Source organism: Mesorhizobium sp. M1348, assembly GCF_040317925.1.
Taxonomy (GTDB): Bacteria; Pseudomonadota; Alphaproteobacteria; order Rhizobiales; family Rhizobiaceae; genus Mesorhizobium.
The window spans coordinates 151,475-163,498 of sequence record NZ_JAMYLH010000011.1; the positions used below are offsets into that span (position 1 = coordinate 151,475).

General features: G+C 62.9%; 12 protein-coding genes. 4 read left to right on the forward strand and 8 right to left on the reverse strand.

Annotation, left to right across the window (positions count from 1 at the left end; all coding sequences use genetic code 11):
- The first annotated feature begins 1,333 nt into the window (after positions 1-1,333).
- The 4 genes from NKH13_RS35665 to NKH13_RS19795 all read left to right on the forward strand — a co-directional run bounded on the left by NKH13_RS35665 (position 1,334) and on the right by NKH13_RS19795 (position 4,718).
- Positions 1,334-1,711, forward strand: coding sequence for a DUF2778 domain-containing protein (locus NKH13_RS35665; RefSeq protein ID WP_502908345.1), 378 nt, complete (start codon positions 1,334-1,336; stop codon positions 1,709-1,711).
- Positions 1,712-2,074: 363 nt separating this feature from the next.
- On the forward strand, positions 2,075-2,860 hold the full coding sequence (locus NKH13_RS19785) for a ThuA domain-containing protein (protein WP_352913894.1): 786 nt from the start codon (positions 2,075-2,077) through the stop codon (positions 2,858-2,860).
- Positions 2,861-2,938: 78 nt separating this feature from the next.
- Complete coding sequence (locus tag NKH13_RS19790; protein ID WP_352913896.1) at positions 2,939-3,997, forward strand: Gfo/Idh/MocA family protein; 1,059 nt, start codon at positions 2,939-2,941, stop codon at positions 3,995-3,997.
- A gap of 298 nt (positions 3,998-4,295) precedes the next feature.
- A complete protein-coding gene (locus tag NKH13_RS19795) occupies positions 4,296-4,718 on the forward strand; it encodes a hypothetical protein (RefSeq protein ID WP_352475654.1) in 423 nt (140 codons plus the stop codon).
- A gap of 143 nt (positions 4,719-4,861) precedes the next feature.
- Here the strand turns inward: NKH13_RS19795 and NKH13_RS19800 are convergent, their stop codons facing one another.
- The 8 genes from NKH13_RS19800 to NKH13_RS19835 form a co-directional block, all read right to left on the reverse strand.
- Positions 4,862-5,605: an amino acid ABC transporter ATP-binding protein gene (locus tag NKH13_RS19800; RefSeq protein WP_352913899.1), complete on the reverse strand. Its 744-nt coding sequence runs from the start codon at positions 5,603-5,605 to the stop codon at positions 4,862-4,864.
- Positions 5,606-5,630: 25 nt separating this feature from the next.
- Complete coding sequence (locus NKH13_RS19805) at positions 5,631-6,305, reverse strand: amino acid ABC transporter permease (protein ID WP_352913901.1); 675 nt, start codon at positions 6,303-6,305, stop codon at positions 5,631-5,633.
- Positions 6,302-6,973, reverse strand: coding sequence for an amino acid ABC transporter permease (locus NKH13_RS19810; protein ID WP_352451492.1), 672 nt, complete (start codon positions 6,971-6,973; stop codon positions 6,302-6,304). Before NKH13_RS19810 ends, NKH13_RS19805 begins: the two co-directional genes overlap by 4 nt.
- A gap of 135 nt (positions 6,974-7,108) precedes the next feature.
- The gene (locus NKH13_RS19815) at positions 7,109-7,897 is read right to left on the reverse strand and encodes an ABC transporter substrate-binding protein (protein ID WP_023720608.1); all 789 of its coding nucleotides are present in this window, start codon (positions 7,895-7,897) and stop codon (positions 7,109-7,111) included.
- Between the two features lie 111 nt (positions 7,898-8,008).
- The gene (locus NKH13_RS19820; protein ID WP_352913904.1) at positions 8,009-9,172 is read right to left on the reverse strand and encodes a saccharopine dehydrogenase family protein; all 1,164 of its coding nucleotides are present in this window, start codon (positions 9,170-9,172) and stop codon (positions 8,009-8,011) included.
- Positions 9,169-9,672: an Lrp/AsnC family transcriptional regulator gene (locus NKH13_RS19825; protein ID WP_352467630.1), complete on the reverse strand. Its 504-nt coding sequence runs from the start codon at positions 9,670-9,672 to the stop codon at positions 9,169-9,171. The genes NKH13_RS19820 and NKH13_RS19825 overlap by 4 nt, the downstream gene beginning before the upstream one ends.
- Positions 9,673-9,989: 317 nt before the next feature.
- Positions 9,990-11,033, reverse strand: coding sequence for an acyltransferase family protein (locus NKH13_RS19830; protein WP_352913906.1), 1,044 nt, complete (start codon positions 11,031-11,033; stop codon positions 9,990-9,992).
- Between the two features lie 208 nt (positions 11,034-11,241).
- Positions 11,242-11,967 carry a 3-keto-5-aminohexanoate cleavage protein gene (locus NKH13_RS19835; RefSeq protein WP_352913908.1) on the reverse strand — a complete coding sequence of 242 codons (726 nt, stop codon included), beginning with the start codon at positions 11,965-11,967 and terminating at the stop codon, positions 11,242-11,244.
- Positions 11,968-12,024 lie beyond the last annotated feature (57 nt).

Here is a 12,024-nt window from a genome sequence, read left to right on the forward strand (position 1 = left end):
TGTCCATCTTTTGAATCAATCGGCAACAGACGCGAAGTGTGCTGGGGGCACCAGGCGAACTGTGAATGTCACGGCTGCGAAATCCGCTAGCCGGCATCGGCCGATTGAGAGTGGTTGAATGGCGTTTGTAAGTGCGAAAACCCGGGGTGACAGTCCTGCAATTGGATTGACTTCGATGAGGCCCGGCCTGCGCTGGGTCGCGGTTCCGGCCGTCGGCGCAGCCATTGCTTTATGGTCGGTGGCGACCTTGGCCGGCCTCTATTCGATGGGCACCTCGCTCACCGCCGCTTCCAACGGTCTTCCGCAAAGCCTGCTCGCGCCGCGCACCATCGCGCTCGCCGATCCTCGCCGCAGCCTTGCAAAGGCGCAGGCCCCGACATGGGCCGCGGCAAACGCAGCGCTGTCGGCCCAGCTGCTGCAGCATGGGTGCGATGCGAACTGCCTGCGGTCGGCATCGAACTTCGTTCACCGGGGAAAATCGGCGCGTCTCAAGCGCAATACCGTGCCGCATATCGCCGACGCATCGCGGCATCCAAGCTTCGACGACGTGGTGGCCAAAGCCGCGCTGTCGCCGCAAAAGCTTGCCGCCGCCTTTGCCCGTGCCTCCTCCGGCTCACCCGTCATGCTCGCAAGCCTGCCGGCCGGCGCCCGGTTCGCCGAGCCGGTACGCATTCCCGACCCGAACGGCCCGGCATCGGTGCGCTTCGGGCCGGCGGTGGCGGAGATCGAACGTTCGTCGCGCCTGGCGCTGGCGTTGGCCAATACATTGCCGGAGCAGATGATCGACGTGCTCCCGGCAGCCGTCGCGGCAAGCGAGCCCGCAGTTTCACAAGAGCCGCAAGAACCTGAGGTCCAGTTGGCCTCGCTGCCGCCGCAAGACGACATGCCCGACAGCATTCCGCTGCCGACGCTGCGTCCGCGGGCGGTCATCGATCAGCCGGCCGAGGCGCCGCAGGCCCAAGCGCCGAAAGACCGGGCGCCCAAGGATCAGGCCTCAAAGGCCCAGGCAGCAAAAACGGAGCCGCCCCAGGCATCCAAGGCCCAGGCATCCAAGACCCAGGCAGCCAGGGCGAACAAGGTGCAGACGGCCGACGCTCCGCCGGCCGAGACGCAACCCGGCAGCCTGTCGCCTCGCAATTCGTCACAAGCGGCAGTGCCGGCGGTGTCGGGCAAGCCGGGCAAACGGTCGAAGACGCAGGGCGGCGACATGCTGGCCTATGCCAAGCCCGACATGCCTTCCGGCAGTCTCGGCGGGGCCTTCAGGAACCTGTTCACCACGCCCGGCATGGGCAGCGGCGTCGCCGTCTACGACATCTCGGCCAAGACTGTCTATATGCCCGACGGTTCGCGGCTGGAGGCACATTCGGGATACGGTTCGATGGTCGACCAGCCGCGCTACGTTCATAAGAAGAATGTCGGTCCGACGCCGCCCGACACCTACAATCTGACGCTGCGGGAATCGCGCTTCCACGGCGTCGAGGCACTGCGTCTCACCCCTACCAGCGGCAGCAACAAATATGGCCGCGACGGCCTGCTCGCCCACACCTACATGCTGCGCGGCGGCCGCGCCGAATCCAATGGCTGTGTCGTCTTCAAGGACTATGCCCGCTTCCTCGCCGCCTACAAGAAAGGCAAGATCAAGCGCCTCGTCGTGGTGCCGCGGCTGTCGAAGCCGCTGACACGCGTCGCCCAAGAGGGCCGCGGCGCTTAGACGGTTGCGGCGACGCACTACGAAAGCCGTTTTGTCGCGATCCTTCGCGCCCCCCTCTGTCCTGCCGGACATCTCCCCCACAAGGGGGAGATCGGACTTCGCGTTTGTCTGCCGTCATCCTGCAACGCTGGCGATTGGCGAAATCGCGGATAACAGCCAATCTCCCCACAAGTGGGGGAGATGTCCGGCAGGACAGAGGGGGGCGCTGTCCCGCCGGCATCGCTGGTTTTGCCGCGTGGACTTTCCCGCCCGATTTCCAACAGATTGTCAGCAGCCGGCCGCGAGACGGTTTTCATTCCCGGCCGAGGATATTATGACTGACCCGTGGGGGCGGCTCCAGCTTCAAACAATCAAGAGGACATCATGACAATACGCGCTGTCGTCTGGGGCGAGAATATTCATGAGCGGACCAACGAGGTGGTCGCGGGCATCTATCCCGAGGGCATGCATGCGACGATTGCCAATGCGCTGAAGCTTGACCCGGAGATTTCGGTGTCGTGGGCGACGCTGGAGCAGAAGGAGCATGGGCTGCCGGCCGACCGTCTGGCCGAGACCGATGTCTTGCTGTGGTGGGGGCACAAGGACCATGGCACCGTCGCCGACGAAGTGGTCGAGCGCGTGGCGCGCCGCGTCTGGGAGGGCATGGGGCTGATCGTTCTCCATTCCGGCCATTTCTCGAAGATTTTCAAGAAGCTGATGGGCACGCCCTGCACGCTGAAATGGCGCGAGGCGGGCGAGCGCGAACGGCTCTGGGTGACCAGTCCCAACCATCCGATTGCTGCCGGGATCGGCGAGTATTTCGAGCTCGAGAACGAGGAGATGTATGGCGAGCAGTTCGCCGTGCCGGAACCGCTCGAAACCGTCTTCATCTCCTGGTTCCAGGGCGGCGAAGTGTTCCGGTCGGGGCTGACCTATCGCCGCGGCGCCGGCAACATCTTCTATTTCAGGCCCGGCCACGAGACCTATCCGACCTATCACGACGCCAATGTCCAGAAGGTGCTGCGCAATGCGGTGAAATGGGCGCATAACCCGCAAGGCTCCAATCCGGCCATTCTCGATGCGCCGAACGTGCCGGTGGAAAAGGCGCTCGAGCCGATCGTCGAGCGCGGCGGAAAACTTCATTCCGCGGGCGAAGCCGGCTTTCGCTAGGCTACGATCCCGAACCGTTGGTTCGGGAAATCCATGATCAAACAAGAAGATAAAGCCCTGTCCTAAGGATAAAGAATCATGCGTCTGTTGATACTCGGTACCGGCTGGATGGCGGAGGAGCATGCCAGGCAGTTCGGCAAGATCGAGGGCGTCGAACTGATCGGCGCCGTCGATCTCGACCGTACGCGTGTCGACAAGTTTTCGGACATCTACGGTATCCCCAACCGGTTCGCGTCGCTGGACGAGGCGCTGGCATGGGGCAAGTTCGACGCGGTGGCGAACGTGACGCCCGATCGCATCCACCATCCGACCACCATGATGCTGATCGCGGCGGGCAAGCCGGTGCTGTGCGAGAAACCGCTGGCCGAAAATTACCAGAGGGCCAGTGAAATGGCCGATGCCGCCGAGCGGGCCGGCATCATCAACATGGTCAACCTGACCTATCGCAATGTCGCGCCGTTGCAGAGAGCGCGCGCCATGGTGCTGGCCGGCGAGATCGGCACGGTCAGGCATGTCGAGGCGTCCTATCTGCAGAGCTGGCTGGTGTCCAAGTTCTGGGGCGACTGGCGCACCGATCCGAAATGGCTGTGGCGGCTGTCGCGCGGCCACGGCTCCAATGGCGTGCTGGGCGACGTCGGCCTCCATATCCTCGATTTCGCCAGCTATGGCGCGGCGCTCGACATCGACCATGTGTTCTGCCGGCTGAGATCCTTCGACAAGGCGCCCGGCAACCGGATCGGCGAGTACGGGCTCGACGCCAATGACAGTTTCACCATGTCGCTGGATTTCAGCAATGGCGCCTTCGGCGTTGTCCATGCCAGCCGCTGGGCGACCGGCCATTTGAACGAACTCCGCCTGCGCATCTACGGCGACAAGGGCGGCATCGAAGTCGTGCACAATCTGACCGGCTCGGAGCTGAAAACCTGCATCGGCGAAGACGTCGAGAACGCCAAATGGCAGGTTCTGGATGCCGGAACGGTGGCGACCAACTACCGGCGCTTCGTTGATGCAGTGCGCAACGGCGTCCAGGCCGAACCGTCATTTCGCCACGCGGCCGAATTGCAGAAGGTCCTCGACCTCGCCGTCGTCTCGGATGAGAAGCGGGCCGAATTGAGCACGCACGCGGATGCGCAATAGGCCTGGGTTCCTCGCGGCGGGGCGAGGGAGAGGTGGCCGCAAAGCGGCCGGAGAGGGGTCTTTGGCAGCGAGGGCCTTCGCAAGAACGAAATGTCTTTGATGTCGGGACAAGGTCGCACGCAATGACATGGTCAGCGCAATTCCCCCTCTCCGTCTCGGCGACCCGAGTGGTTTGTGAAACTCGCTAGCCGCGAGCGAGACTGAACTAACTCGGAAGGTCAGTTGACTCTTCGCCGCAACGGCCCATCGTTGATTGTTGGCCTACCTTTCCGACCAACTTTTGAACAGGGAGGAAACAATGGAAGCCGTCAATCGTAGATCCACAATTGCACTCGGCCTTACACTGGCCGCAACGCCTCTGATCGCTTGGGGGACACCAGCAGCCGCCCAGACTTACGGCCCCGATGAGGGCAAGGAGGTCTCACCCGGCGTCAGAGTTGTAGCGCTTGGTGAGCGCAAGTCGGTCATACCAGCCTATGCAACGGTGAAGCTGCGCGATGTTGTCATTCAGCCCGGAGCGAAGACGACTGACAACATGATGAAGAACGACATGCTCTGCCACATGACTGAGGGAGAACTTTCGGTCGTTCACAACAAACAAAAGTTCACAGTCAAGAAGGGCGATGTTTGGGCCTGCGCTAATGGCGCTACGACAGAAGGCACCCAGAACACGAGCAGTGCGGTCGCGATCATGCGGGTCATCGATTTGATGCCCGCATAAGGGAAGCGGCTGGTGGAAGTGCGGCAATGGCCGCCCTAAGAGGAAGCCCGGCGCGCATCTGTCGTATTAGGGAACGTCCAGCGAAGGGCCGCTTTCCACCCATCTCGGGCCATCGGCGGCAGCCAACTGATTGAGTTTGAGCCCTAATGCCGCAGGATCTTGCTGAGAAAGGCGCGGCTGCGATCGGTCTTGGGGTTGGAGAAGAACTCGTCCGGCGTGCCGCTTTCGACGATGGCGCCGGCGTCCATGAACACGACGCGCTGGGCGACCTTGCGCGCAAAGCCCATCTCGTGCGTCACCACCATCATGGTCATGCCTTCCTCGGCCACCGCGACCATGACGTCGAGGACTTCCGAGATCATCTCGGGATCGAGCGCCGAGGTCGGCTCGTCGAACAGCATGATCTTGGGGCGCATGCCGAGGCAGCGCGCGATCGCCACGCGCTGCTGTTGGCCGCCTGAGAGTTGCGCCGGATAGGCATCGACCTTGTCGGCGAGGCCGACCTTGGCGAGCAGCTCGCGCCCGGCCTTTTCGGCCTCGGTGCGTGGGATCTTGCGGACATGGATCGGCGCCAGCGTGACGTTCTCGAGCGCCGTCTTGTGCGGGTAGAGGTTGAACGACTGGAAGACGAAGCCGATCTCGGTGCGCAGCCGTGTCATGTTGGTGGCGGGGTCGCCGAGGCGCTGGCCGTCGACCATAAGGTCGCCGTCGCGGATCGTCTCCAGCCCGTTGATGCAGCGGATCAGGGTGCTCTTGCCCGAACCGCTCGGGCCGCAGACGACGACCACTTCGCGCGGCTCGACGCTCAGCGTGATATCCCTGAGCACGTTGAGCTGGCCGAACCATTTGTTGACGCCGCGAAATTCGATCATGCCGGTTTTGGTCATATTGCCGGACCCTTGGGGTTCGATGTCACAACTGCACCTCGCCATGCGCCGCGCCCATGCGTTGCTCCAGCCGGCGGGCCAGCATGATCAGGGGGTAGCAGACGATGAAATAGCCGAGGCCGACGAGGAAGAAGACCAGCAGGCCGTTCGGCACACGCTGCACCACCAGCCAGCCGACGCGGGTGAGGTCGGTGAGCCCGATCGCCGAGACCACCGAGGAATCCTTGATCAGCAGCACATATTGCCCGACCAGCGGCGGCAGCACGATGCGCATCGCCTGCGGCAGCACCACCTGGCGCATGCGCTGCCAGCGCGACAGGCCCGACGCCAGCGCCGCCTCGACCTGGCCATGCGGCACCGAGCGGATGCCGGCGACGACGATCTCGCAGATGAAGCAGGCGGCCAGATTGGTCAGCGCGATAATGCCGGCGGTGAAGGCGTCGAGCTCGATGCCGAGCTCCGGCAGGATGAAGAAGATCAGGAAGATCTGCACCAGGAACGGCGTACCGCGGATCAGGTCGACCCAGGCGCCGATCGCGCCGCTGATCAGCCGGTTGCCGCCGGTGCGCAGGATGCCGAGGCCGAAGCCGAGCAGCGTGCCTAGCACCAGGCTGATCAGCGACAGCACCACGGTCATGCCGAGGCCGCGCAGCGCGAGGGGATAGCTGCCGGCGATGCTTTGCAGCTGCTGCCAGATCATGTCCGTGCCCCCGCCAGGCCGAGCCAGCGCCCGGAGAGCGCCGCCAGCCCCTTCAGCCCGTAATAGAGCAGCAGGTAGAAGGCGGCGATGGTGATGAAACCTTCGGCCGGCATGAAGCGGTCGGAGGCGAGCAATTGTCCGGCGCGCGTCAGTTCGGCGACCGAGATCAGCGACAACAGCGCGGAATCCTTGACCAGCACGATCGCCTGGCCGAGCAGCGGCGGGATCGTCACCTTGAACGCCTGCGGCAGGATGACTAGGCGCATGCGCTGGACATAGGTCATGCCCGAAGCGACGCCGGCCTCGACCTGGCCGCGCGGGATCGACAGGATGCCGGCGCGGATGATCTCGGCGACATAGGCGCCGCTGTTCAGCGACAGGGCCAGGATGCCGACGACGAACTCGGGCAGGACGAAGCCGAGCCGCGGCAGGCCGAAATAGAGGAAATAAAGCTGCGCCAGCAGCGGCGTGGCGCGCACCGCGTCGATATAGGCCTTGGCCGGGACGCGGAACAGCCGGCCGCGCTGCAGGTTCATTGCGGCGAGCACGATGCCGACGGCGAGCGCGCCGGCAAAGGAGAGGACAGACAGCCACACCGTCGTGACGAGGCCCTGCCCGAACAGGGGCAGATATTCGACGATGGTGCGGAAGCTGAAGTTTTCGAGCATGGGTGGGGCGGTGAATGGTGAATGGTGAATGGTGAGTAGTGAGTAGCGAATAGCGAATAGCGAATAGCGAATAGCGCTTACTGATCCCTACTCACTATTCACTATTCACTATTCACTATTCACTATTCCCTCTACTCAGTGATCCTTCTTCCAGGCGTCGGAATTGACCCAGTAGTCGAGGTTCTTCTGCAGGCGGCCGTCTAGGCTGACCTGGTCGAGGAACAGGTTCATCCAGGTCAGCAGGTCCTGCTCGTCATAGCGCGTGGCGAAGGCCAGCGGCTCCTTCGACAGCATGTCCGGCATGATGATGAAGCTGCCGGCCGGATAAGCGGTCGACTGGCCCTTGACCGCCGAGACGTCGTTGACGCCGCAATCGGCCTGGCCGTTGTTGACTGCGTCGAGCAGCAGCGGGCCGCCGCCCTTGTAGCTCTTGATGTCGGCATCGGGGAAGGCGGCCTTGGCTTCCTTCTCGCCGGTGGCGCCGAGCAGCACCGCGATCTTGGTGCCCTTGGCCTTGCAGTCCTCGGTGGATTTGAAGGCGGTCCCAGCCTTGGTGAAGACGGTGCTGCCCGTGTACATGTAAGGCTTGGTGAAGGCGACCTTCATGCCACGCGCCAGTGTCGGCGTCATGTCGGCGACCAGAAGATCGGCCTTGCCCGACAGCAGCGCCGGGATCAGGCCATCCCAGTCGAAGTCGAGGAAGGTGATCTTGACGCCCATTTCCTTGGCCATCAGTTCGGCGAGTTCGACCGAACTGCCGGTGCGCTCGCCGGCGGCGCCGACCAGCGAGAAGGGCGGTCCTTGCGTCTGCACCGCAACGCGCAACTCGCCGCGCTTGGTGATCTCGTCGAGGGTTCCGGCACTGGCGGCGGCGGTGAGGCCGGCGAGCGCAAGTCCGGCGATGAAAAGCTTGGCAATCTTCATTTGGGCATTCCTCCTTGTTGTCGTTTGTTGTTCCACTTGTTGTTTCACCCCATCGAGGTGCTTTTTGAGCGGCAGCGCCGTTGCCGGCGGCGACCACCGTTCGAAAATCCTTCAGTCCCAGCTCACCGTTTCGGCGACCTTGATGCCGCGCCTTGCCAGTTCATCGAGGAAGCGGCCATCGGGCACATGCAGCAGCGGATTGAGCAGGCCGGGCGCGGCGATCTCGCGCCGTGCCAGCATCTGCGCCACGATGCTGGCGGGATAGCCGACGCCGAGGCTCATGCCGAACAGGCCGGAGGCGAGGTCGCGTTCGATGACCAGCTCCGAGGTCACCGTCTTGCGGCGGCCGCCTTCGCTGCCGACAAAGACGTTGCGCATGACGCAAAGGTCCTTCTCATCGGCGCCATATTGCAGTTGCGGGCCAAGCAGCCGGCCGAGAAATTCGCGTGGGCTGACGCCGGTGCCGGGCACCTTGTCCTCGGACAGGAAGCCGAGCTGCTTCAGCGGCGCCCAGAACGCCGACCAGCCCGGCCAGCGCAGCGAATAGCGGCCGGAGCGCTGCAGCCCCTTGGCGGCGGCGAGCATGCCGGCATAATGCGGCGCGTCGCCATTGGGGAAGGCTTCCAGCCTGCCCAGCCCGGCGATCTCGATGTCGTGGATGAAACGATTGTCGTGCTGGCGGGCGGCCGGCACATCGACCCGTTTGCCGTCCTCGACCAGCACGCTGTCGCGGTTCTGGCTGACCAGAACCATGTCGAAATTCCAGCTCACCTTGTAGCGCAGCGGCTCGACCACCGCCTTCGGCTCGGGAATGCCGCCGCAGTAGGAATCGATCGCGGTGATGGTGTCGAACTGGCTTGCGGCGCGCGCGTAGAGCACAAGGTCGATGCCGGGGTCGAGCCCGCATTCGGTCACGATCGACACGCCAGCCTTTTCGGCCTCTAGCGCCAGATCGGCGATGGTCTTGCCGTAATTGGTGGTGACCAGCGGCGTGCGCGTCGCGATCGCCGCCTGCACCGCCTCGCGCATCAGCGGCTGCGGCAACAGGTCGATGACCGCGTCGATGTCCTTCATCACATCGGCCAGCACCGGACCGATCGCGCCCTCCGGCACGACAAAACGCACCCGGGCAAGGTCGGTAAGGCCGCCAAGCCGCGCAGCGCCGTCGGTTGCAGTGTCGACGCAGACCACTTGCTCGACGCCGTCGCTGGCAACGAGGTCAGCGATCGCCGCCCGGCCTTGCAGGCCGAGGCCGCCGAGAACCGCGATCTTCATGCCATTTCCTTCCGCGTATCGTCCGACCAGCAGCCTTCCGGCAGGCTGACCCATTTGTTGCAGGACGCCATGACGACGAAGGTCTCGCTGCGCACGACTTCGCCCGGCTCGCCGGCGCCGGGGATCAGCTCGCTGGTGACGCGGTAGAGATCGGCGACATCGCCGGCCACGGTTACGTCGACGATGATGTCGAAGCGCCCGGTGACGACGGCGGCCGAATTCACGAAAGGCAATTCCGAGATGCGCTGCGCCAGTTCTCGCGCCCGGCCGCGCCCTTGCGCGTTGATACCGACGATCGCCGAGATCAGCTCGGGGCGTTCGGTCAGGTTGAGCAGCCCGACGATCTTGAGCAGGTTGCGGTCGAGCAGATTGCGCAGCCGCATGCGCACCGTCGGCACCGAGATCGCCATCTTCTCGGCAAGGCGGTTGACGCCAAGCTGCGCATCCTGCGACAGCAGCTTGACCAGTCGCCGGTCGGTCTGATCGAGATGTTCCCGCAAACGCTCACGCTTTCATAAAGGGAAAGAAACGATTGGATTTTCTTTCGAATATGAAAATACCTTATGAGAGATTTTTAACAACGGCAAGAGCCATGTCATCCGCCATGGTTCTGTGCCTGTCGGCAGTTTCGTCGCAGGCGCCACATTTTGTTCTTGCTTTGTGCCGGCAGCTATGCTACTAATTTGGGTATGGTGCCAATTGGCTCCAACGACCCGTCCGCCCGAGGCGGGTTTTTTGTTTCCGGATCTTTTGAAGGTTCAGCGCCGCCGGTTTAAGGTTGGCGGGACAGCGTCGTTCTGCGGGGCGCAGCCGCAATTCATGCCTTCACCTGACGGGCGGAAAGGCTCATCCGCGAAATGGCCAAAAGCGGCTTTTCAACAAAACCGTAGCTGGCCAGGGAGACGGCAATGCAGGCTGCGACAATAACCATGCCTGCAAGCCATGGTGATACGCTGACGCTTGCAACGACAGGAGCGGTCGCAAGCAGCACGATAGGATGGGTCAGATAGAGAGAGTAGGAAGCATCACCCAACCTTGCCAGCACGCGAGGAGCAAAAAGCCGGAAGTAGCTTTCCAGGCTGATGCAACCCGCGACAAGGATCAACGCCGGGATTCCCTGAGCGAGGGTTCGCGGCAAGTTGAAGCCAAGTACCATCACCAGCATGGACACGATGGCGAACACGATTGCCGAGACACCCGGGACGGCAGGCAAACGCGCCAGTCTGCCGACCAGGTGGCCGAGAGCCATGCCGGCAAGGAACTCAAACAGGATTGGCGTGGTATAGAAAAACAGCACAGTGTCGGCGGCGGGTTTGAAGATGATGCGCGCCGCCACGGCGATTGCAAAGACAACGCCGACCGCGGCCATTTGCGTCAACCTGCCAAAACGCATAGTCGCCGCGAACAGAATGTAAAACAGGATTTCTAGATTGAGCGTCCAACCCACCCCAAGCACCGGTTGGACATAGCCTGTGACCGTATCGAGATAGGGTATGAAAAGCAGGCTATTGCTGATCTGCTCAAGAGACACTGCACGACCGGCAAACAACCAAAGTGCGGCGACCATGAGGAAGGTCATGACCCAATAGAACGGAACGACGCGCGTGAACCTCTGCATCAAAAAAGCACGGTGATCGCGACGTCTGTTCTCCGTCGAGAGAACCATGACAAAACCACTGATGACGAAAAACAGATCGACGCCACTGTTTAGAACGGGAATACGCAGATCGAGCATGCCCAGTGCGGCCGGAAGATGATAGATAACAACCATGAGGGCTGCTAGCCCGCGCAGGACCTGTATCGATGTATATTGTTGAACCCGACGCGGCGCAGCGCGATCATTCTCTGGGATGATGTTCATCAAAAAATGGTCCCCGGTGCGGGGGAGCATTAACACATGCGATCGTTGATGTGCTGATTAATTGCTGGTTTCATTAATACATAAAGTTTTATATAAGTTTTACTGACGTTAGCGTGCCGCCACACTTGAGTTCGCCGACTTTGGCCTGCCTCGTTGCCAAAATTTGGCATCTTCCTGTGAAGAGGAGAAGATTGGCCGTTTCCCCGCGCTAACGACGGGTCTCGAAGATAGCGACGGCTGCCGCTGTCAGCGCGGCGTTACCGGATGCTACCGTTCCATCAGGAAGCTCCTTGCCGTCTTCCAGTCCGACACGCGTCGACCAGCCACGCACCGCCGCCCGGTGCACGAAAGGCCAGACCGTGGCGTCGGCGCCGTGCAGCAGGATCGCCCGGCGCATCCCGGCGCCGTCGAGCACGGCGGCGATATCATCGCTGATCTCCAGTGCAGCGTCCGGCTCCTGCTCGGAGATTTCGATCAGGATGCGCAGCACGCGGTTGCCATGGTCGAGGCTCACCAGAAGCTCGGCATCGGCGACCGAGGCGAGCCCGGCCTCGATGCCAATGCCGCGCTGGCGCAGACGCTCCATCACGGCGGGCGCGGCGTCTTCGCTGAGATTGACCGAGGCATAGTCGGGCAGCTCGCTCCAGCCGGCGATCGCGGCCAGCGTCCGCTCGTCGTCATTTTCGATCCAGGCGCCGGTCGACACGCCGATCAGCGTTCCAGGGCAGGCGCGACGAAGCGCTAGCACAGTCTGGTCCATCGTCACCGGCGCAAGACTTTCGCGGCCGTCCAGCCCGCGGGCATGAACATGCAGTTCGGCGGCACCGGCGGCGACGCAGGTCGCACCGTTGCGCGCCATGGCTTCGGGATCAAGCGGCAGTCGCGGGTGGAAATCGGCGCTGCGCGCACCATTGATGCAGGTCTGGACGATCATGCTAGGGGCAGTCCGGTTGCGGTTGCTGCCAGTCTAGCGCGGGGCGGCGGAGACTGG

Bases quoted from the DNA above. Each gene is read 5' to 3' on its own strand.
- NKH13_RS35665 (WP_502908345.1), top strand. From the start codon at position 1,334: ATGCCCGACGGTTCGCGGCTGGAGGCACATTCGGGATACGGTTCGATG.
- NKH13_RS19785 (WP_352913894.1), top strand. From the start codon at position 2,075: ATGACAATACGCGCTGTCGTCTGGGGCGAGAATATTCATGAGCGGACC.
- NKH13_RS19790 (WP_352913896.1), top strand. From the start codon at position 2,939: ATGCGTCTGTTGATACTCGGTACCGGCTGGATGGCGGAGGAGCATGCC.
- NKH13_RS19795 (WP_352475654.1), top strand. From the start codon at position 4,296: ATGGAAGCCGTCAATCGTAGATCCACAATTGCACTCGGCCTTACACTG.
- NKH13_RS19800 (WP_352913899.1), bottom strand. From the start codon at position 5,605: ATGACCAAAACCGGCATGATCGAATTTCGCGGCGTCAACAAATGGTTC.
- NKH13_RS19805 (WP_352913901.1), bottom strand. From the start codon at position 6,305: ATGATCTGGCAGCAGCTGCAAAGCATCGCCGGCAGCTATCCCCTCGCG.
- NKH13_RS19810 (WP_352451492.1), bottom strand. From the start codon at position 6,973: ATGCTCGAAAACTTCAGCTTCCGCACCATCGTCGAATATCTGCCCCTG.
- NKH13_RS19815 (WP_023720608.1), bottom strand. From the start codon at position 7,897: ATGAAGATTGCCAAGCTTTTCATCGCCGGACTTGCGCTCGCCGGCCTC.
- NKH13_RS19820 (WP_352913904.1), bottom strand. From the start codon at position 9,172: ATGAAGATCGCGGTTCTCGGCGGCCTCGGCCTGCAAGGCCGGGCGGCG.
- NKH13_RS19830 (WP_352913906.1), bottom strand. From the start codon at position 11,033: ATGAACATCATCCCAGAGAATGATCGCGCTGCGCCGCGTCGGGTTCAA.
- NKH13_RS19835 (WP_352913908.1), bottom strand. From the start codon at position 11,967: ATGATCGTCCAGACCTGCATCAATGGTGCGCGCAGCGCCGATTTCCAC.